This is a genomic window from Streptomyces sp. NPDC093064 (assembly GCF_044754605.1).
Lineage (GTDB): Bacteria > Actinomycetota > Actinomycetes > Streptomycetales > Streptomycetaceae > Streptomyces.
This window is the reverse complement of sequence record NZ_JBIVPK010000020.1, coordinates 16,746-36,060: the sequence shown is the minus strand read 5'-3', so window position 1 is coordinate 36,060 and position 19,315 is coordinate 16,746. Positions and strand designations below refer to the sequence as shown.

Below are 19,315 nucleotides of genomic sequence, written 5' to 3'. Positions count from 1 at the left end.
CCACCTCATCGTCCCGGGCCCTCCGGGCCACGACATCCTCAACGGTCCACTTTCTCACCCGTGCCGGACGGGTCTGCGCTTTCCGCTGCGGTGTCCGGTGCCGGGTCACTCGGCTGCTCCGGGTCGTCTGCCCGGGACCGGGTGCCGGACTCTTCTGTGAGACGACCGGCAGTGCCTTCGAGGTTCTCCGGCTCGCCGCCTTCCGGCTCGGCCGCGCTCTCACCGGCTTCTCCGGCGCCGTCCTCACCGTCCTGCGCCTCCTCGGCGCTCCCGGCGTCCTGCGGGTCCTGGGCGGCCTCCTTGGCCGTCGCCCGCTTGCGCTGGGTGTACATGCGGAAGCCGGCGAGGACGAGCAGCAGGACGCCGCCGCCGATGACCAGCATCACCGTGGCCGTGATCTCGGTGACCTTCACGTCGAAGGTGACGGGCGCGCCGTATTCCTGGCCGTCCTGCGTGTAGAGCTGGGCGACCACCGTCACCGGCCCGTTGGCGTTGGCCGACGTGGTGAACTTCACGGACTGGCTGTGTCCGCCGGAGACCGCGATGCGCTGCTCCGCGTACGCCTTGCCGCCGATCTTGAGGCGGGTGGGGTTGGTCGAGGTGAGCCGCAGCATCAGGTGGTCGACACTCTGCACCAGGTTGTTCTGCACCGTCACCGGGATCGTGGCACTGCGGCCGGAGAGCTTCGTCTCCGACTTGTCGATCAGCTTGACCTGCTCGGAGAGGTCGTCGAGATACGCCTCCACACCGTCCCGGAAGCTGGACGCCTCACCGGCCCGGCCGCGCCACGACGTGGCCATCTCGCGGTTCATGGCCCGTCCGAAGGGCGTGACGACCCGGGACGGGTCGGTGAGGACGACCTGGAAGTTGCCGACCTTGCCCTGCGTCCTGGCGATCGCCCAGAAGGCGGCTCGCCCGAGTTCCTTCTTGCGCAGCGAGGAGGGGTAGTCCGCGGTGGACGGGATCTTTGTGGTGGCGCCGGGGTCAGGCTTGGCCGCGGCGGCCGCGTTCAGGTCCTGCGATTGGGACCAGGTGCTCTGCTGGAGGGCCGTCAGCGCCTGCGCCATGGCCTGGGCCTGGGGGGCGGTGGGCATGCGCTGCGGGGCCACGACGATGCTGCGCTGCCGACTCGTCTGGCTGTCGAGCTCCAGGCTCTGGGCGAGGAACTGCTGCACGGCGAGCGTGGTGGCGCCGGCCTGCGTCATATCGCCCTCGAACGCCGTCGACAGGCGGGCGTCCGCGACGACCGCCGTGGTGCCGCCGCCGATCGGACGGGCGGCGGAGGGCGTGTAGGTGAGCCCGCCGGTCTCCTGGAGGCTGTCGCTGCGCGTGATGACCTTGTCGGCACCCGCGGAGGTGGCGACCTTGACGATCGACCGGTCGATGGCGCCGTCCACGGGCCAGGCGAAATCCGTGCTCGGCTTCACGTGGAGCACCGTCTCCACCGTGCCGGCGGCGACGTCGGTGGCGTCCTTGAACTGACTCAGTGAGCCGGTGACGCTCGTGCCGTGGTGGGCGAGGGAGGCCAGGTCGGGGTCGGCGAAGGGCAGTGCCACGACGTCCTTGCCCGCCACCGCCTGCTGGAGCTCGGAGAGCCACTTCTTGGCGACATCCTGATGGGTGCCCGGCACGGGTGCGCCGTCCCCGGCCTGGATGCGGTAGTTACGGGTCATGGCGTCGACGGACGCCAGCAGGTCGGGGTCGATCACCCAGGTGACGTCGAGATCCTTGCCCAGTGACAGCATCTGCTCCAGGCGTCCGCCGGGAGCGATGTCCTTGGCGAGGTCGTCGTCGAGGAAGACCGGCGTTTGCTGTGCTCCGGGGCCCGTCTCGGCCGTCATGTGGACGTCGGACGCGAGCGGCCACAGATAGGTCGTCTTCGTCTTCGTGCCCGCGTCGTTCGGCTGCCACGGCAGGAACGTGCGCTGGATGCCCAGGACCTGCTCCCAGGGCTGGGCGGAGGTCTGGCCGGACAGCGAGACGGAGAGCTCGTAGACCCCGTTCGTGCCGAGGTTCAGCTTGTCGACCGGCACGGAGACGCTGAAGTGCTGGGCGACGCCCGGAGCGAGCTGGGTGAACTTCTGGACGTACTTGTCGCCGACCTCGGGGCCGTCGGCGGCCGGATCGAACCGGCTGCGCTGGGCCACGCTGTCGATCGCCGAGCGGGTGTCCAGCTCCGGGCCCACACGCAGGCCCACGTGGGCGTCGGTGACAGCCTGCTTGCCCTTGTTCGTCACCGTGCCGGAGACGGTCAGCGTGTCCCCGTCCGACGGAGTGCTGGGGCTGAGCGAGTCGAGGGAGACGGCCACCGTGCGCGAGCCCGACGCGGCCTGCTGGGACTCCTGCCCGGCGGCGTGTGCGGACGGCATGGCGGGCAGTTGGAGCAGAGCGGCCAGCAGCGGTGCTCCGGCGAGCAGCGCCCCGGCACGCCGCAACCGGCGGCGGGCAGGTGAGGGACTGGTCCCCTGGAAGTCTGCCGCCTCGGCCACGCGCTCGCCCGTCCCTCGTCGTCAGTGGTCGTCGGAATGTGCGTCCACGCATGGTAACGATGTGCGCCGAGGGGAAGTGCCACGGAGGCGGTCTCAAGATCGCTGGACGCGAGTGGACACCCTGGATATGCCCGTATCCGGGGATGCTGTTCGTTACATCACAAAGACAGGGTTTGCGTAGGTAATAAAGGGGTCTGCCGCGGTGCCCCCGGTGGTGTCGTTCCGACGGACCGGCCGAGCCCCGTGCCCGAACAATGACGGCGCGGTCGAGTGCCCGGGCCACGTACCCTTTTCTGTTGTGCCGAACGCCAACGAAGACACTTCCCCTGCCCTGAACCAGGTGCAGCAGCGCGCGGTGAGCGAGCTGCTGCGGGTAGCCCCCGTCGCCGACGAGCTCGCGCGCCGTTTCCAGGAGGCCGGGTTCTCTCTCGCCCTGGTCGGAGGCTCGGTCCGGGACGCGCTGCTCGGCCGGCTCGGCAACGACCTGGACTTCACGACCGACGCCCGCCCCGAGGACGTACTGAAGATCGTGCGGCCATGGGCGGACGCCGTCTGGGAGGTCGGGATCGCCTTCGGCACGGTCGGGGTGCAGAAGCAGGCCCGCGTCGGGGACGCCGACCGGTGCTTCCAGATCGAGGTGACCACCTACCGGTCCGAGGCTTACGACCGCTCCTCGCGCAAGCCCGAGGTGTCGTACGGCGACTCCATCGAGGAGGACCTCGTCCGCCGTGACTTCACGGTCAACGCCATGGCCGTGGCGCTGCCGGAGAAGACGTTCATCGACCCGCACGGCGGGATCGGCGACCTCGAGGCGCGTGTGCTGCGCACCCCGGGCACACCCGAGGAGTCCTTCTCCGACGATCCGCTGCGCATGATGCGAGCCGCGCGCTTCGCCGCCCAGCTCGACTTCGACGTCGCCCCCGAGGTCGTCACGGCGATCAAGGACATGGCGGGGCGCATCGAGATCGTCTCGGCCGAGCGGGTCCGGGACGAGCTGAACAAGCTGATCCTGTCGGCCCACCCGCGCAAGGGCCTGACCCTGCTCGTCGACACCGGTCTCGCCGGCCATGTCCTGCCCGAGCTGCCCGCCCTGCGCCTGGAGAGCGACGAGCACCACCGGCACAAGGATGTCTACCACCACACGCTGATCGTGCTGGAGCAGGCGATGGCACTGGAGGAGGAACCCGACCTGGCCCTCCGCCTTGCCGCCCTTCTGCATGACATCGGCAAGCCGCGCACGCGCCGCTTCGAGAAGGACGGCCGGGTCTCCTTCCACCATCACGAGGTGGTCGGCGCGAAGATGACCAAGAAGCGCATGATCGCGCTGAAGTACTCCAACGAGCTGGTGAAGGACGTTTCGCGGCTGGTCGAACTCCACCTGCGTTTCCACGGCTACGGCACCGGCGAGTGGACGGACTCGGCTGTCCGCCGCTACGTCCGCGACGCCGGCCCGCTGCTCGACCGTCTTCACAAGCTGACCCGCTCGGACTGCACCACCCGCAACAAGCGCAAGGCGGCCGCGCTGTCCCGGGCGTACGACGGTCTGGAGGAACGCATCGCCCAGCTCCAGGAGCGGGAGGAACTCGACGCGATCCGCCCGGACCTCGACGGCAACCAGATCATGGAGATCCTGGGCGTCAAGCCCGGCCCGGCCGTCGGCAAGGCGTACAAGTACCTGCTGGAGCTCCGCCTCGAGAACGGCCCGATGGAGCACGATGCGGCGGTGGCGGCCCTCAAGGAGTGGTGGGCCGAGCAGGAGGAGCAGGGTTGAGGTCGTGTGAAGAGGGCCCGTGTTTCACGTGAAACACGGGCCCGGGAAACGCCGAGGGGCGATGTTTCACGTGAAACATCGCCCCTCAGTCATGGGTCATGCGGGTGTTACTGCGTCTCCTTCAGGCACAGCACCACGTCGTGCCCGCCTCCGGACTGGACGTAGGAGATGGTCCACCCCTTGACGCCTTCGCACTTGTCCTCGTCGGAGGAGCCGTCGAACTTCTGGACCACCTGGTACTCGGCCTCACTGGACGAGCAGCCGACCTCCTTGAGGTCGGGGTTGGAGTCCGTTCCCTTGTTGTGCAGACAGGCGCCCACCGAGGTCGTCTCGGCGTCGTTCTGGCTGAACCACCAGCCGATGCCGAACTTGACGAGGAGGATGACGATAGCGACGACGATCGCCCCGATGATGCCCAGCGCCTTCTTGGCCCCGGACTTCGGCGGAACGGGCGGCGGGACCGGTGCACCCTGCTGTTGAGGGAAGGGGGCGTACGGAGCCTGCGGCGGGTAGGGCTGCTGCGGGGATCCGGGCTGACCGGGCTGCTGCCCCATGGGAGCGTTGGGCGCCTGGGCGTGCGGGTTCTGGCCCTGGGGCGGCGGCGGAGTGGTCACTTGGGGGTCCCCCTGGAACTTGGGCATGATGGCAGGAACATGCTGTCGAAATAAGACGCACGTAAGTTACAGGCCATGACTGACACTGCTGTAACCCACTGGGACTCTGTGGCATTGATGTGACACTTATCAGCCCACAAAGCGGGTCATAGTGACCGCAACTGCTCCGTAGATCACAGCGATCATGACGACGAGCACGGCCGAGCGGCCGTCGGGCGGCAGCATCAGCGCGGCGACCCCCGCGGCGCCGACGAACGCCACGTTGAACAGCACGTCGTACACGGAAAAGATCCGGCCGCGGAAGCCGTCGTCGACCGCGGACTGCACCATCGTGTCCGTGGAGATCTTCGCGCCCTGGGTGGTCAGCCCCAGCACGAACGCCGCGACGAGCAGGGGGCCGCTGGCGAAGGGCAGGCCCAGGGCGGGCTCGAGAACCGCGGCGGAACCGGCGCACACGGCGATCCAGCGGGCCGGTCCGAGCCGGCCCGCCGCCCACGGTGTCATCACGGCCGCCGCGAAGAAGCCGGCGCCTGAAAGGGCCAGCGCCAGCCCGAGCAGACGCAGTCCCTCCCGTGTGTTCGAGGTCAGACCGTAGCGGCACAGCATCAGCACCATGACGGTCAGTGCCCCGTAGCAGAACCGCATCAGCGTCATCGAGGCCAGTGCCCAGGCGGCCTGCCGCCGGGACGGCGCGACGAGGTGCCGTACAGCCGCCATCAGGTCGCGTGCGGTGACGGTCAGTGCCGCGCCCAGCCGTGTCCGCTCCGGTTCCCGGTCGGGCCCGAGCAGATCCGGTGCCATGAGCAGCGAGGTCAGTGCCGCGCACAGGTACAGGGTGGCCCCCAGCAGCACCACGGCCGCGTCGGAGTCCGCTCCTGCCAGCCGTACGACGAAGGCGAGACCGCCACCCGCGAACGCGGCCAGGGAGCCGGCGGTCGGCGACAGCGAGTTGGCCATCACCAGCCGCTCGGCGTCGACGACGCGCGGCAGCGCGGCCGACAGGCCGGCGAGGACGAAGCGGTTGACGGCGGTGACGCACAGCGCGGAGACGTAGAACAGCCAGTCCGGCACGGCGGCGACCATCAGCACGGCCGTGGCGGTCGCCATCACGGCACGCGCCAGGTTGCCGTAGAGGAACACCTGGCGGCGGCGCCAGCGGTCCAGCAGGACGCCCGCGAAGGGGCCGACCAGGGAGTACGGCAGGAGCAGGACCGCCATCGCGGAGGCGATCGCGGCGGGCGAGGTCTGCTTCTCCGGGGAGAAGACGACGTAGGTGGCGAGCGCGACCTGGTAGACGCCGTCGGCGCTCTGGGAGAGCACCCGCACGGCGAGCAGCCGTCTGAAGTTCCTCAAGCGCAGCAGGACACGCAGGTCACGGACGACGGCCATGGGGCACAGCCTCACATGTGGGAGGGCCCCCGGGTGCACGCACGGCGTACACGGACGGGGGCCCAACAGCCCTGGCAGGAGCGGTTTTGCGAAGCGCTCTCTAGCGCTCGACCTCGCCGCGGATGAACTTCTCCACGTTCTCGCGGGCCTCGTCGTCGAAGTACTGCACCGGCGGGGACTTCATGAAGTACGAGGACGCCGACAGGATCGGACCGCCGATGCCCCGGTCCTTGGCGATCTTCGCGGCACGCAGGGCGTCGATGATGACACCGGCGGAGTTCGGGGAGTCCCAGACCTCGAGCTTGTACTCCAGGCTCAGCGGGACGTCGCCGAAGGCGCGGCCCTCGAGGCGGACGTAGGCCCACTTGCGGTCGTCGAGCCAGGCCACGTAGTCGGACGGGCCGATGTGGACGTTCTTCTCGCCGAGGTCCCGGTCGGGGATCTGGGAGGTGACGGCCTGCGTCTTGGAGATCTTCTTGGACTCCAGGCGGTCGCGCTCCAGCATGTTCTTGAAGTCCATGTTGCCGCCGACGTTCAGCTGCATGGTGCGGTCCAGGATGACACCGCGGTCCTCGAACAGCTTCGCCATGACGCGGTGCGTGATGGTCGCGCCGACCTGCGACTTGATGTCGTCGCCGACGATCGGGACGCCCGCCTCGGTGAACTTGTCCGCCCACTCCTTGGTGCCGGCGATGAAGACCGGGAGCGCGTTGACGAAGGCGACCTTGGCCTCGATGGCGCACTGGGCGTAGAACTTCGCCGCGTCCTCGGAGCCCACGGGCAGGTAGCAGACCAGGACGTCGATCTGCTTGTCCTTGAGGATCTGGACGACGTCGACCGGGGCCTCGGCGGACTCCTCGATGGTCTCCCGGTAGTACTTGCCGAGACCGTCGAGGGTGTGGCCGCGCTGAACCGTCACACCGGTGCTGGGCACGTCGCAGATCTTGATGGTGTTGTTCTCGGAGGCGCCGATGGCGTCCGCGAGGTCCAGGCCGACCTTCTTCGCGTCGACGTCGAAGGCGGCGACGAACTCGACGTCACGCACGTGGTAGTCGCCGAACTGCACGTGCATGAGGCCCGGGACCTTCGACGCCGGGTCGGCGTCCTTGTAGTACTCGACGCCCTGCACCAGCGACGCGGCGCAGTTGCCCACGCCGACGATGGCTACGCGAACCGAACCCATTCCGGTTGCTCCCTGTGTGTATTCGGTGAAGCCCCGACGGGACCTCACGTGGCGGTGTCGTCGGGCGTATCCGGCCGGGGAGACTCCCCGGACCGGGGCAGGCCGCCCGTCGCTCCAGTGGTGGTGTCCAGCGACGCGGGTCCCCCGGAGGCGGAACCCTTGAGGTCCCGTCCGGCCCGCTCGCTCTCGATGAGCTCGTTCAGCCAGCGCACTTCGCGCTCCACGGACTCCATTCCGTGGCGCTGGAGCTCGAGTGTGTAGTCGTCGAGGCGCTCCCGGGTGCGCGCCAGAGAGGAGCGCATCTTCTCCAGACGCTCCTCCAGCCGGCTGCGGCGGCCCTCCAGCACGCGCATGCGTACGTCGCGCGACGTCTGCCCGAAGAAGGCGAAGCGCGCGGCGAAGTGCTCGTCCTCGTACGTGTCGGGGCCGGTCTGCGAGAGCAGCTCCTCGAAGTGCTCCTTACCTTCGGCCGTCAACCGGTAGACGATTTTGGCGCGGCGCCCCGCGAGCGCGGCGGAGACAGCGTCCTCAGCGTTCCCCGGCTCCTCGATCAACCAGCCGTTGGCGACCAGCGTCTTGAGGCAGGGATAGAGCGTCCCGTAGCTGAACGCACGGAACACACCCAGTGACGTATTGAGTCGTTTGCGCAGCTCGTAGCCGTGCATCGGAGATTCGCGGAGCAGGCCGAGAACGGCGAACTCGAGGATGCCGGAACGCCGGCCCATCGTCGCCTCCTCTCTCCCACGATCCGGCGGCGGCGGGGGCCGCTCCGGGCGCCATGGCGATGCTTATCTCGCGCTGATGTATCGACTCGATACATCACGACGATAGATCCCAGCCCCGGATGCGACAAGAGGGGGCAGGGTGAACGGGATCACATCGCAGGTCAGTCGGAGGCAAGTTGCCTGATTTGGGGTGAACTTCGAGGCTCAGCGGGTTTTGCCAGTGCGTAGTCTGTGCGCCATGCACACCGCCGGGAACCAAGTGACGTCTGGGGGACGTCCGCGTCCCCGGTGCGGTACGGGTGAATACGTGACCGATCACATCCGTACTTCGGGGGGACCGGAAACCAGCCGCCGTTTCCAGGCGCGCAAGGGTGCGCCTGCCCGAGGAGTAATCGTTCGATGAGCGAGCACCGTCGCAAACCGCCGCAGCCGCAGGGAGGCGGACGTGCCGCGGCCCGACGCGGCCAGTCCGGCTCGTCCTCCGGCCGCCGCGCGGCACCGCGAGGCGCCAGCGGATCTCCTGCTGATTCCTATGGATCCGGTTCCCAAGGGCCGGGCCCGGGGTCGGGTTCGTATGGCACGGGAGGTGAGGAGCGCCCGTACGAGGGTCGTGCCGCCGCTCGGCGGGCGGCACAGAGAGGTGGCGGCCGTCGTGGCCGGCCCGCCGGCCCCGGCGGCCCGAACGGGCCCGGGCCCGGGCGCGGCCGTGGCCGGGCGGCGCCGCCCGCCAAGAACCGGATCGTCGACTATCCGCGCGCGGGCAAGGACGGATGGCGCCGCTGGACGCCGTCCTGGAAGCTCGTGACGGGGCTGTTCATCGGCTTCGTCGGGAGCATGGTGGCGGTCGCCGGTATCGGGTACGCCATGGTGGGCGTGCCCGATGTCGCCCAGACCGCGACCGCGCAGAACAACGTCTACCTCTGGTCCGACGGCTCGCCGATGGTCTCGACGGGTGGCGAGACGAACCGGCAGATCGTCAACCTGTCGCAGATCCCCGAGGCGATGCAGTGGGCGGTCATCTCCCAGGAGAACAAGACCTTCTACTCCGACAGCGGCGTCGACCCCAAGGGCATCGCCCGCGCGTTCTTCAACATGGCCACCGGGGGCCAGACCCAGGGTGGTTCCACCATCACCCAGCAGTACGTGAAGAACGCGAGGCTGGATGACCAGTCGCAGACGATCTCCCGTAAGTTCAGGGAGATCTTCATCTCGGTCAAGGTGGGCACGACCGTCGACAAGAAGGAGATCCTGGCGGGCTACCTGAACTCGGCCTACTACGGCCGGGGTGCCTACGGGATCCAGGCGGCCGCGCGCGCCTACTTCAACAAGGACGCCTTCAAGCTGAACCCGGGCGAGTGCGCCTTCCTGTCCGCGATGCTCAAGGGCGCGGCGTACTACGACCCGGCGGGCCAGACCTCCATCGACCCCACCGGAGCCACCGCGGAGAAGAACTCCGTCCGAGCCCTGAGGCAGATGCAGGACACGCTCAACAAGATGGTCGAGGGCAACCATCTGAGCGCCACCGAGCGGGCCAAGTACACCAAGCTCCCCGACTGGAAGAACCCGCGGTCGAACACCCAGCTGAGCGGTCAGACCGGCTACCTCGTGGACCTGGCCAACAGCTATCTGGTCACCCACAGCGACGAGACCGGCATCACCGCGGAGAAGCTGAGGCTGGGCGGATACAGGATCAGGACGACCTTCGACAAGAAGAAGGTCACGAAGCTCGAAAACGCGGTCAAGAAGGTCCAGAAGGCCAACATCGACCCCAAGCTGCGCCCGAAGACGGACACGCACGTCCAGTTCGGCGGAGCCTCGGTGGACGCGAAGACGGGTGCCATCGTGGCGATCTACGGCGGTGAGGACGCGACCAGGCACTTCACCAACAACGCCGACGCGACCGGTGCCCAGGTCGGCTCGACCTTCAAGCCGTTCGTGCTGGCCGCGGCCATGCGGGACGGCGTCCGCGACCCCAGCGGGGGCAAAGACCAGCCACAGGACGAACGCACCCAGGTGTCGCCCAAGAGCCGGTTCAGCGGTAAGAACAAGCTCAAGATCAAGAACTACGACGGGACCGTCTGGAGGGATGAGAAGGACGGGGAGTGGCTGCAGAGAAATGACGGTAACGAGTCGCGCGGGAAGCCCCCGAACTACCTGATCGACCTCCGTGAGGCGATGAGGGAGTCGGTGAACTCAGCCTTCGTGCAGCTTGGCATGGACGTCGGTCTGGACAAGGTCAAGCAGGCCGCCCTCGACGCCGGTCTGAAGGAGAACAGCCTGACCGGCACCAGCTTCCCGTCCTTCTCCATCGGCATCTCCGACCCCAGCGCCATCCGCATGGCGGGCTCCTACGCCACCTTCGCCAAGAGTGGTGAGCAGAACGACCCGTTCTCCGTCCTGCAGGTCGACGACAAGGACGGGGAGATCTACAAGCACAAGGGCAAGCCCACGCAGGCCTTCGAGTCGGTGGTCGCCGACAACGTCACGGACATCCTCAAGACCGTGGTCGAGGAGGGTACGGGCAAAAACGCCCGCCTGCCCGGGCGCGACGTGGCCGGCAAGACCGGTACCACGGACGGAAACAAGTCCGCCTGGTTCGTCGGGTACACCCCGCAGCTGTCCACGGCGATCGGAATGTTCCGGCTGGACGACAACGAGAAGAACAAGTCGCGCAAGTTCGAGAAGATGTACGGCACGGGCGGCCAGGACAAGATCCATGGCGCCTCGTTCCCGTCCGAGATCTGGCACGACTACATGCTGGAGGCGCTCCAGGGTGCGCCGGTCGAGAAGTTCCCGAAGCCCGAGCCCATCGGCGAGATCGTCAACCCGGTGCCCAGCCCCACGCCGACGCCCTCGGCCACCCCGACCGACGAGGCCAGCCCGACGCCGTCTCCCACGCCCAGCGAGGTCGAGCCCAGCCTGACTCCCTCGCCGTCCAAGTCGCGCTGCGGCTTCTTCGGCTGCGACGGCAACGGCAACGGCAACGGCAACGGCGGTGGTCCGGGCGACGGCGGTACGGACGGAGGCCTCAGCCCGACGCCGTCACCGACCGATTCAGGCAGCGGCAACGGAAACGGAGGCGGCAACCGGGGCAACGGCAACGGAGGCTTCTTCGGAGGCCCGACCAACTAGCCGCCTGACCGCCCCACGAGGGTGTTTCACGTGAAACGAGGGCCGCCGCACCTGCCGGGTGCGGCGGCCCTCGGCGCTTCCCGGACGGGTACGGCAGGATGTGCCCCATGCCCAGTGCTGAATCGACGCAAGCGAGCGTGCACGAGCCGGACCCGGTGCGGCCCACCAAGGAGGACGAGGTCGCGGCGGCCGGCAGTGAGCTGATCGGCGGCCCCGTCGGGCGGCGTGCCCTGCTCGGGAGGTCCTGGTGGACCCCCGTACGGGTCGTCGCGCTCGTCGCGATCGGCATGTTCGCCCTCGGCCTGGTCCAGAAGGTGCCCTGCTACCACGGCGCCTGGTTCTTCGGTGCGAGTTCGCAGTACACGAAGGCCTGCTACTCGGACATTCCGCACCTCTACCAGGGGCGCGGCTTCGCCGAGGGCCTCGTGCCCTATTTCGACAAGCTTTCCGGCGACATGCAGTACCTGGAGTACCCCGTACTGACCGGGGTGTTCATGGAGGTGGCCTCCTGGCTGACCCCGCACAGCGGCAGCATCCAGCACCAGGAGCAGTGGTACTGGATGGTCAACGCCGGGATGCTGATGGTGTGCGCGGCCGTCATCGCCGTCTGCGTGGCCCGCACACACGCCCGGCGGCCGTGGGACGGCCTGCTGGTCGCCCTCGCGCCGGCCTTCGCGTTGACCGCCACCATCAACTGGGACCTGCTGGCGGTCGCCCTGACGGCCGCCGCGATGCTGATGTGGTCCCGCGGACGCTCGGTCGCCTTTGGTGTCCTGCTGGGCCTCGCCACGGCCGCCAAGCTCTATCCCATCTTCCTGCTCGGCCCGCTGTTCGTGCTGTGCTGGCGGGCGGGGAAGTGGCGGGACTTCGGCAAGGCCCTGGCGGGCGCCGTCGTCGCCTGGCTGGTGGTGAACCTGCCGGTGATGGCCTTCGCCTCGGAGGGCTGGTGGCAGTTCTACAAGTTCAGCCATGACCGGGGCGTCGACTTCGGCTCCTTCTGGCTCATCTGGGCCCAGAACTCGAGCAGTCCGCCGAGCACCGACTTCGTCAACACCACGGCCACGCTGCTGGTGGTGCTGTGCGCCCTCGGTATCGCGGCGCTCACGCTGTACGCCCCGCGCCGTCCGCGCTTCGCCCAGCTCGCCTTCCTGATCGTGGCAGCCTTCATCGTCACCAACAAGGTCTACTCGCCGCAGTACGTCCTGTGGCTGGTCCCGCTGGCCGCACTGGCCCGCCCCAAGTGGCGGGACTTCCTGATCTGGCAGGCCTGCGAGGTGGCGTACTTCTTCGGCATCTGGATGTACCTGGCGTACACGACCAGCGGAGACGCCCACAAGGGTCTGCCGACCGACGGCTACCACTGGGCGATCGTCGTGCACCTGCTGGGCACGCTGTACCTGTGCGCGGTCGTCGTGCGCGACATCCTCATGCCGGAGCGGGACGTGGTGCGCCGCGCCGGCGACGACGACCCCTCGGGCGGTGTCCTCGACGGTGCCGAGGACGTCTTCGTCCTCGGCACCCGGGCACGTCCGCCGCACCGGGAGGCGGACTTCGGCGGGCCGCAGGTGGAGTGGGGCGGACAGGGCACGTCGGCCCCCCAGGGTGGTTCGCTCTGAGCGAACAGGGCTTCAGGAGATCATGCGAACGGGTGCTCGGGGGACTGCTCAGTGGTCCATGAGCCGGTCGAACTGCGTGGTGGTGTGGCGAAGATGGGCCACCAACTCGTCACCGACCTTGGGCTCTTGCGCGTCCGAGGGAACGAACAGGATCGACACCTGCATGTGCGGCGGCTCCGCGAACCAGCGCTGCTTGCCGCTCCAGACGAACGGGGAAAGGTTGCGGTTCACCGTGGCCAGGCCGGCGCGGGCGACGCCCTTGGCGCGCGGCATGACGCCGTGCAGCGCCTTGGGGGCCTCCAGACCCACCCCGTGCGACGTACCGCCCGCCACGACCACCAGGAAGCCGTCCGAGGCCGCCTTCTGCTGGCGGTAGCCGAAACGGTCGCCCTTGGTGACCCGCGTGACGTCCAGGACCGCGCCGCGGTACTCGGTGGCCTCGTGGTCCCCCAGCCAGAGCCGCGTGCCGATGCGGGCACGGAACTGCGTCTGCGGGAACTGCTGCTGCAACCGGGCGAGTTCCTCCGCCTTGAGGTGGCTGACGAACATCGTGTGCAGCGGCAGGCGGGCCGCGCGCAGCCGGTCCATCCAGCCGATGACCTCCTCCACGGCGTCCGAACCGTCCGTGCGGTCCAGCGGCAGATGGATGGCGAAGCCCTCCAGCCGGACGTTCTCGATGGCGGCGTGCAGTTGCGGCAGGTCCTGCTCGCTGATGCCGTGCCGCTTCATCGAGGACATCACCTCGATGACGACACGGGCCCCGACGAGGCCGTACACCCCGTCGATCGACGACACCGAGCGGATCACACGGTCGGGCAGCGGCACCGGTTCCTCGCCGCGGCGGTAGGGCGTCAGCACCAGCAGGTCACCGCTGAAGAAGTCCTTGATGCGGGCGGCCTCGTACGTCGTGCCGACGGCGAGGACGTCGGAGCCCAGCCGGGTGGCCTCCTCCGCCAGCCGCTCGTGCCCGAATCCGTAGCCGTTGCCCTTGCAGACCGGGACCAGCCCGGGGAACTGCTCCTGCACGTGCTTGTGGTGCGCCCGCCAGCGCGCGGTGTCGACGTAGAGCGTGAGCGCCATGGCCGGACCTGGAACCTTTCTCGGGGGTGCGGTGTATCAGAAGTATGGAAGGTGTCGACGGGGTCGAAGCGAAGAGCGTCAGGTCAGCGGCGCGACATGTAGATGTCGAGCGCCTTGTGGAGCAGCTTGTTCAGCGGGAAGTCCCACTCCCCGAGGTACTCGGCGGCCTGGCCGCCGGTGCCGACCTTGAACTGGATCAGGCCGAAGAGGTGGTCGGTCTCGTCCAGCGAGTCGGAGATGCCGCGCAGGTCGTAGACGGTGGCGCCGAGTGCGTAGGCGTCGCGCAGCATCCGCCACTGCATCGCGTTCGAGGGCCGGACCTCACGGCCGATGTTGTCGGAGGCGCCGTAGGAGTACCAGACGTGCCCGCCCACGATCAGCATCGTCGCCGCTGCCAGGTTCACGCCGTTGTGCCGGGCGAAGTACAGCCGCATGCGGTTGGGGTCCTCGGTGTTGAGGGCCGTCCACATGCGCTGGAAGTACGACAGCGGGCGGGGCCGGAAGTGGTCGCGCACCGCGGTGATCTCGTACAGCCGCTGCCATTCCTCAAGGTCCTGGTAGCCGCCCTGGACAACCTCGACCCCGGCCTTCTCCGCCTTCTTGATGTTGCGGCGCCACAGCTGGTTGAAGTTCTTGTGCACCTCTTCCAGGGACCGGTTGGCGAGCGGTACCTGAAAGATGTAACGGGGCTGCACGTCGCCGAAGCCGGCGCCGCCGTCCTCGCCCTGCTGCCAGCCCATACGGCGCAGCTTGTCGGCGACCTCGAAGGCGCGGGGCTCGATGAAGTCGGCCTCCAGGTCGCGCAGGCGCTTGACGTCCGAGTCCTGGATGCCCTTCTTGATGGTCTCGGCGTTCCAGCGACGGATGATCACCGGCGGGCCCATCTTCACCGAGAAGGCGCCTTGCTGCTTCAGATGCGCCAGCATCGGCTGGATCCAGTCGTCGAGATTCGGCGCGAACCAGTTGATGACCGGGCCCTCGGGCAGGTAGGCGAGATACCGCTTGATCTTGGGCAGTTGGCGGTACAGGACGAGGCCCGCGCCGACCAGTTCGCCGGTGCGGTCGTCGAACCAGCCCAGGTTCTCCGAGCGCCACTCCGCCTTGACCTCTGACCAGGCCGGGACCTGCATGTGACTCGCCGCGGGCAGGTTCTGGATGTAGGCCAGATGCTGCTCTCGACTGATGGTCCTCAGGGTCAGGCTCATTCGGGGCGCTCCTCGGGCTGGCGTGTCCCCATGGGTACAGGGGCTCCGGCTCTCGCGCCGAAGCCTACTGCGCCCTGGGAGCGCGCAGACTGGCCGCACGCGACCTTCGCCCTGGCCTGTTCACCGCCGTGGCGCCGGGCGTGTGGTCATACGGGCGGCGTCCGCGGTGTCCGGCGGACGCCGTCCATAAGGAGCGGCCGGGCGTGCCCGGCGTCAGCTGAACAGGCCGCCGAAGAGGCCGCCGTGCGCCAGGCCGAGATAGAAGCCGACCGCGGAGGCGCCCAGGCCGAGGATCAGCCCGAAGCGCTCGCGCGTCGTCACGGAGATCCACTGTCCGTACGCGCCGGTGAGGATCCCCACCAGACCGGCCCAGGAGCTCAGCAGGTGCAGGCTGTGGAAGAGGAGCCCGGTGATGAACGCCAGCACGCCCAGCACCAGGGTCACCACAAGCAGGGTGTCCTGGACCGGGTGGGACTTGCCGTCGGTGGCGAAGAGGCCACCACCCGCGGCGGTGTTCGGTCGCATCGTCTGTGCCATGGGGCACCTCCAGCGAAAAGCGGCGCATCTTAGCGCCGTGCACACCCGAGGTGTCCAGGTTGACGGGTTCGGGGCCCCGATTTCAACCGGAAGCGGGTGTGCGGGTAGTCTGTACGTTCTGCACGGTGTCTGCCCAGGCTGAGCCACGGCCAACCTGGAGAGTCCGTCAGCCGGCCCACGTTGTCAGTGGCGGCTGATGTACTGCATTCACTGTTGCGTACGCATCACAACCCTCCTGCCACGGAACGACCGTGGCCGTTGAGTCCAGAGGAGGTGGGTTCCACATGCGTCACTACGAGGTGATGGTCATCCTCGACCCCGATCTCGAGGAGCGTTCTGTCTCCCCGCTGATCGAGAACTTCCTTTCTGTCGTCCGTGACGGCGGCGGAAAGGTCGAGAAGGTCGACACCTGGGGCCGTCGTCGTCTCTCGTACGAGATCAAGAAGAAGCCCGAGGGCATCTACTCGGTCATCGACCTGCAGGCCGAGCCTGCGGTCGTCAAGGAGCTCGACCGCCAGATGAACCTGAACGAGTCGGTCCTCCGGACCAAGGTCCTCCGCCCCGAGACCCACTGAGCCCTTCGCTCAGCTGATCTCGGGATTCGAGTAGCAAGCAGCCAGAGCAAACCCGCCGAGAGGTTCCCCCATGGCAGGCGAGACCGTCATCACGGTCGTCGGCAATCTTGTCGACGACCCCGAGCTGCGCTTCACCCCGTCCGGTGCGGCGGTCGCGAAGTTCCGCGTCGCGTCCACTCCCCGCACCTTCGACCGCCAGACGAACGAGTGGAAGGACGGCGAGAGCCTCTTCCTCACCTGCTCGGTCTGGCGTCAGGCGGCGGAGAACGTCGCCGAGTCGCTCCAGCGAGGCATGCGCGTCATCGTGCAGGGCCGGCTGAAGCAGCGGTCCTACGAGGACCGTGAGGGCGTCAAGCGCACGGTCTACGAGCTGGACGTCGACGAAGTCGGTGCCAGCCTGCGCAACGCCACGGCCAAGGTCACCAAGACCTCGGGCCGCGGTGGTCAGGGTGGTTACAACGGCGGCGGTGGCGGCGGCCAGGGTGGCGGCGGCTGGGGCGGTGGCCCCGGTGGCGGCCAACAGGGTGGCGGTGCTCCCGCCGACGACCCGTGGGCGACCGGCGCTCCCGCCGGTGGCAACCAGGGTGGCGGCGGCTGGGGCGGCGGCTCCGGCGGCTCCGGTGGCGGTGGCGGCTACTCGGACGAGCCCCCCTTCTAGGCGGGCCGTACCCACACTTCTTGATCACACAGGAGAAACACCATGGCGAAGCCGCCTGTGCGCAAGCCTAAGAAGAAGGTCTGCGCATTCTGCAAGGACAAGGTCACGTACGTGGACTACAAGGACACGAACATGCTGCGGAAGTTCATTTCCGACCGCGGCAAGATCCGTGCCCGTCGCGTGACCGGCAACTGCACGCAGCACCAGCGTGACGTCGCCACGGCTGTCAAGAACAGCCGTGAGATGGCGCTGCTGCCCTACACCTCCACCGCGCGCTAAGGGAAGGGTGAGCCACACATGAAGATCATCCTCACCCACGAGGTCTCCGGCCTCGGTGCCGCGGGCGACGTCGTGGACGTCAAGGACGGCTACGCTCGCAACTACCTGATCCCGCGGAAGTTCGCGATCCGCTGGACCAAGGGTGGCGAGAAGGACGTCGAGCAGATCCGTCGTGCTCGCAAGATCCACGAGATCCAGACCATCGAGCAGGCCAACCAGATCAAGGCCCAGCTCGAGGGCGTGAAGGTCCGCCTGGCCGTCCGCTCCGGCGACTCCGGCCGCCTGTTCGGTTCGATCACCCCGGCCGACGTCGCTTCGGCGATCAAGGCTGCCGGCGGTCCCGAGGTCGACAAGCGCCGCATCGAGCTGGGCGCGCCGATCAAGACCCTGGGCGGTCACGAAACGTCCGTGCGTCTGCACCCCGAGGTTGCCGCCAAGGTCAACATCGAGGTCGTCGCCGCGTAAGGCACTCCGCTCGGTTGAGCAGTTGTGAAGGGGTCGCATCCGTCAAGGATGCGGCCCCTTCCGCGTGACTGAGGTCAGTGGCGCTTAGGTCAGGGGTGCGGGAAACGACGTTTCATGTGAAACGTGGCGGCCCGCGGTGTTTCACGTGAAACGGTCAGCGTGTCGCACCCGTGACGATCCAGCGGCCCGAGCGGGAACGCAGCCACAGCGTCAGCATCCGCACGGTCATCATCAAGGTCATGGCCGCCCAGAGCGGGGTGAGCCCGCCGCCCAGAACGGGAACGAGCAACGCCACAGGCGTGAAGACCACCAAGGTCACCAGCATGGCGCCGGCGAGATACGGTCCGTCCCCCGCGCCCATCAGCACACCGTCCAGGACGAAGACCACGCCGCAGATCGGCTGGGAGAACGCCACCAGGAGCAGCGCGGCCAATGCCGTGTCCTTGACGAGGGCGTCACTGGTGAACAGCGACAGGAAGAGCGGTCGGCTCAGGATCACAAGGAGCCCGAGGGCGAAGCCGACGGCTATCCCCCACTGCACCATGCGCCGGCAGGCCTCGCGAGCGCCCTCCGGATCGTTGGCGCCGAGATAGCGGCCGATGATGGCCTGTCCGGCGATCGCGATGGCGTCGAGGGCGAACGCGAGCAGGCTCCACAGGGACAGGACGATCTGGTGGGCGGCGATGTCCGCGTCACCGAGGCGGGCCGCCACGGCCGTGGCGATCATCAGGATCGCCCGCAGGGAGAGCGTACGGACGAGCAGCGGAGCACCGGCTTGTGCGGACGCCCTGATGCCGGCCCGATCGGGCCGCAGGGAGGCGTGGTGCCGGCGGGCTCCACGGACGACCACATAGAGATAGACCGCCGCCATGCCGCACTGGGCGATGACGGTGCCCCAGGCCGAGCCCGCGATGCCGAGTCCGGCACCATAGACGAGCCCGACATTGAGGGCGGCGTTGGCGACGAACCCGGCGACGGCGACATACAGCGGCGTCCGGGTGTCCTGAAGCCCACGAAGGACTCCGGTCGCGGCCAGCACGACGAGCATGGCCGGAATGCCGAGTGAGGAGATGCGCAGATAGGTCGTCGCGTACGGTGCCGCCGTGTGCGAGGCGCCGAAAAGGTCCACCAGGGCAGGCGCGGTGGGCAGGACGACCGCGATGACGACGGCCCCGAGCAGCAGTGCCAGCCAGATGCCGTCCATGCCCTGGCGGATGGCTGCCTGGATATCGCCCGCGCCGACGCGGCGGGCGACGGCCGCCGTGGTGGCGTAGGCGAGGAAGACAAAGATGCTGACGGCGGTGGTCAGAAGGGCCGAGGCGATACCGAGTCCGGCGAGTTGCGCCGTGCCGAGATGGCCGACGATCGCGCTGTCGGCCATCACGAACAGCGGCTCGGCGACGAGTGCGCCGAAGGCCGGTACGGCCAGCGTGACGATCTCTCGGTCGTGCCGGCGTCGGGTGGCCGGGCGGCGTGCGGGGGCCTGTGTCATGAGCACCAATGTAATCGTCCACAGGTAAGAGATGCAAAGCCCTTGCAGTCCTTACTTGAGGTCTGGTGGCGTTCGCTTGTGCGTACCGTTCGAGGCGATCTTGAT

Annotated in this window: 16 protein-coding genes; 7 read left to right on the top strand and 9 right to left on the bottom strand. The window is 68.3% G+C overall.

The genetic code is table 11. The features are described 5' to 3' along the window. Window positions 1–38: 38 nt before the first annotated feature. Entirely contained in the window at window positions 39–2,489 is a 2,451-nt protein-coding gene (locus ACIQFZ_RS23510; RefSeq protein ID WP_365430698.1) for a DUF6049 family protein, read from the bottom strand. A gap of 298 nt (window positions 2,490–2,787) precedes the next feature. Between ACIQFZ_RS23510 and ACIQFZ_RS23505 the strand changes: the two genes are divergently transcribed. Beyond that, window positions 2,788–4,260 (top strand): CCA tRNA nucleotidyltransferase, encoded by a 1,473-nt coding sequence (locus ACIQFZ_RS23505; protein ID WP_402692060.1) that lies wholly within the window; start codon window positions 2,788–2,790, stop codon window positions 4,258–4,260. Between the two features lie 107 nt (window positions 4,261–4,367). On the opposite strand, the gene ACIQFZ_RS23500 is transcribed toward ACIQFZ_RS23505, so the two are convergent. From ACIQFZ_RS23500 to ACIQFZ_RS23485, 4 genes are all read right to left on the bottom strand, one after another. Next, window positions 4,368–4,901: a hypothetical protein gene (locus ACIQFZ_RS23500; RefSeq protein ID WP_402692059.1), complete on the bottom strand. Its 534-nt coding sequence runs from the start codon at window positions 4,899–4,901 to the stop codon at window positions 4,368–4,370. Window positions 4,902–5,003: 102 nt separating this feature from the next. After that, window positions 5,004–6,263 (bottom strand): MFS transporter, encoded by a 1,260-nt coding sequence (locus ACIQFZ_RS23495; protein ID WP_365430704.1) that lies wholly within the window; start codon window positions 6,261–6,263, stop codon window positions 5,004–5,006. A 100-nt stretch (window positions 6,264–6,363) separates the two neighbouring features. Then, the gene (locus tag ACIQFZ_RS23490) at window positions 6,364–7,446 is read right to left on the bottom strand and encodes an inositol-3-phosphate synthase (RefSeq protein ID WP_365430706.1); all 1,083 of its coding nucleotides are present in this window, start codon (window positions 7,444–7,446) and stop codon (window positions 6,364–6,366) included. Between the two features lie 44 nt (window positions 7,447–7,490). Then, window positions 7,491–8,171 carry a PadR family transcriptional regulator gene (locus ACIQFZ_RS23485; protein WP_383057640.1) on the bottom strand — a complete coding sequence of 227 codons (681 nt, stop codon included), beginning with the start codon at window positions 8,169–8,171 and terminating at the stop codon, window positions 7,491–7,493. Between the two features lie 399 nt (window positions 8,172–8,570). On the opposite strand from ACIQFZ_RS23485, the gene ACIQFZ_RS23480 reads away from it, so the two are divergent. Together ACIQFZ_RS23480 and ACIQFZ_RS23475 are read left to right on the top strand one after the other, a co-directional pair. Further along, a complete protein-coding gene (locus ACIQFZ_RS23480) occupies window positions 8,571–11,303 on the top strand; it encodes a transglycosylase domain-containing protein (protein WP_402692058.1) in 2,733 nt (910 codons plus the stop codon). A gap of 107 nt (window positions 11,304–11,410) precedes the next feature. Further along, window positions 11,411–12,919: a glycosyltransferase family 87 protein gene (locus ACIQFZ_RS23475; protein WP_402692057.1), complete on the top strand. Its 1,509-nt coding sequence runs from the start codon at window positions 11,411–11,413 to the stop codon at window positions 12,917–12,919. A gap of 48 nt (window positions 12,920–12,967) precedes the next feature. On the opposite strand, the gene ACIQFZ_RS23470 is transcribed toward ACIQFZ_RS23475, so the two are convergent. The 3 genes from ACIQFZ_RS23470 to ACIQFZ_RS23460 all read right to left on the bottom strand — a co-directional run bounded on the left by ACIQFZ_RS23470 (window position 12,968) and on the right by ACIQFZ_RS23460 (window position 15,741). After that, the gene (locus tag ACIQFZ_RS23470) at window positions 12,968–13,999 is read right to left on the bottom strand and encodes an alanine racemase (RefSeq protein WP_365426479.1); all 1,032 of its coding nucleotides are present in this window, start codon (window positions 13,997–13,999) and stop codon (window positions 12,968–12,970) included. An 83-nt stretch (window positions 14,000–14,082) separates the two neighbouring features. Next, window positions 14,083–15,204 carry a peptidoglycan bridge formation glycyltransferase FemX gene (gene femX / locus ACIQFZ_RS23465; protein WP_365426482.1) on the bottom strand — a complete coding sequence of 374 codons (1,122 nt, stop codon included), beginning with the start codon at window positions 15,202–15,204 and terminating at the stop codon, window positions 14,083–14,085. Window positions 15,205–15,417: 213 nt separating this feature from the next. Then, a complete protein-coding gene (locus tag ACIQFZ_RS23460; protein WP_365426485.1) occupies window positions 15,418–15,741 on the bottom strand; it encodes a hypothetical protein in 324 nt (107 codons plus the stop codon). A gap of 284 nt (window positions 15,742–16,025) precedes the next feature. On the opposite strand from ACIQFZ_RS23460, the gene rpsF reads away from it, so the two are divergent. From rpsF to rplI, 4 genes are all read left to right on the top strand, one after another. Next, window positions 16,026–16,316 (top strand): 30S ribosomal protein S6, encoded by a 291-nt coding sequence (gene rpsF, locus ACIQFZ_RS23455; RefSeq protein WP_019324683.1) that lies wholly within the window; start codon window positions 16,026–16,028, stop codon window positions 16,314–16,316. Window positions 16,317–16,386: 70 nt separating this feature from the next. Then, window positions 16,387–16,974: a single-stranded DNA-binding protein gene (locus tag ACIQFZ_RS23450; RefSeq protein ID WP_365426488.1), complete on the top strand. Its 588-nt coding sequence runs from the start codon at window positions 16,387–16,389 to the stop codon at window positions 16,972–16,974. A gap of 42 nt (window positions 16,975–17,016) precedes the next feature. Beyond that, complete coding sequence (gene rpsR / locus ACIQFZ_RS23445; RefSeq protein WP_003949403.1) at window positions 17,017–17,253, top strand: 30S ribosomal protein S18; 237 nt, start codon at window positions 17,017–17,019, stop codon at window positions 17,251–17,253. Between the two features lie 18 nt (window positions 17,254–17,271). Next, window positions 17,272–17,718, top strand: coding sequence for a 50S ribosomal protein L9 (gene rplI, locus ACIQFZ_RS23440; RefSeq protein WP_365426491.1), 447 nt, complete (start codon window positions 17,272–17,274; stop codon window positions 17,716–17,718). Window positions 17,719–17,872: 154 nt separating this feature from the next. Here rplI and ACIQFZ_RS23435 read toward each other — a convergent pair whose 3' ends face one another. Then, the gene (locus tag ACIQFZ_RS23435; RefSeq protein WP_402692056.1) at window positions 17,873–19,210 is read right to left on the bottom strand and encodes an MATE family efflux transporter; all 1,338 of its coding nucleotides are present in this window, start codon (window positions 19,208–19,210) and stop codon (window positions 17,873–17,875) included. Window positions 19,211–19,315 lie beyond the last annotated feature (105 nt).

Coding starts and splice junctions, on each gene's coding strand:
- ACIQFZ_RS23500 (WP_402692059.1), bottom strand. CDS start 4,901: ATGCCCAAGTTCCAGGGGGACCCCCAAGTGACCACTCCGCCGCCGCCC.
- ACIQFZ_RS23495 (WP_365430704.1), bottom strand. CDS start 6,263: ATGGCCGTCGTCCGTGACCTGCGTGTCCTGCTGCGCTTGAGGAACTTC.
- ACIQFZ_RS23490 (WP_365430706.1), bottom strand. CDS start 7,446: ATGGGTTCGGTTCGCGTAGCCATCGTCGGCGTGGGCAACTGCGCCGCG.
- ACIQFZ_RS23485 (WP_383057640.1), bottom strand. CDS start 8,171: ATGGGCCGGCGTTCCGGCATCCTCGAGTTCGCCGTTCTCGGCCTGCTC.
- ACIQFZ_RS23480 (WP_402692058.1), top strand. CDS start 8,571: ATGAGCGAGCACCGTCGCAAACCGCCGCAGCCGCAGGGAGGCGGACGT.
- ACIQFZ_RS23475 (WP_402692057.1), top strand. CDS start 11,411: ATGCCCAGTGCTGAATCGACGCAAGCGAGCGTGCACGAGCCGGACCCG.
- ACIQFZ_RS23470 (WP_365426479.1), bottom strand. CDS start 13,999: ATGGCGCTCACGCTCTACGTCGACACCGCGCGCTGGCGGGCGCACCAC.
- femX (WP_365426482.1), bottom strand. CDS start 15,204: ATGAGCCTGACCCTGAGGACCATCAGTCGAGAGCAGCATCTGGCCTAC.
- ACIQFZ_RS23460 (WP_365426485.1), bottom strand. CDS start 15,741: ATGGCACAGACGATGCGACCGAACACCGCCGCGGGTGGTGGCCTCTTC.
- rpsF (WP_019324683.1), top strand. CDS start 16,026: ATGCGTCACTACGAGGTGATGGTCATCCTCGACCCCGATCTCGAGGAG.
- ACIQFZ_RS23450 (WP_365426488.1), top strand. CDS start 16,387: ATGGCAGGCGAGACCGTCATCACGGTCGTCGGCAATCTTGTCGACGAC.
- rpsR (WP_003949403.1), top strand. CDS start 17,017: ATGGCGAAGCCGCCTGTGCGCAAGCCTAAGAAGAAGGTCTGCGCATTC.
- rplI (WP_365426491.1), top strand. CDS start 17,272: ATGAAGATCATCCTCACCCACGAGGTCTCCGGCCTCGGTGCCGCGGGC.
- ACIQFZ_RS23435 (WP_402692056.1), bottom strand. CDS start 19,210: ATGACACAGGCCCCCGCACGCCGCCCGGCCACCCGACGCCGGCACGAC.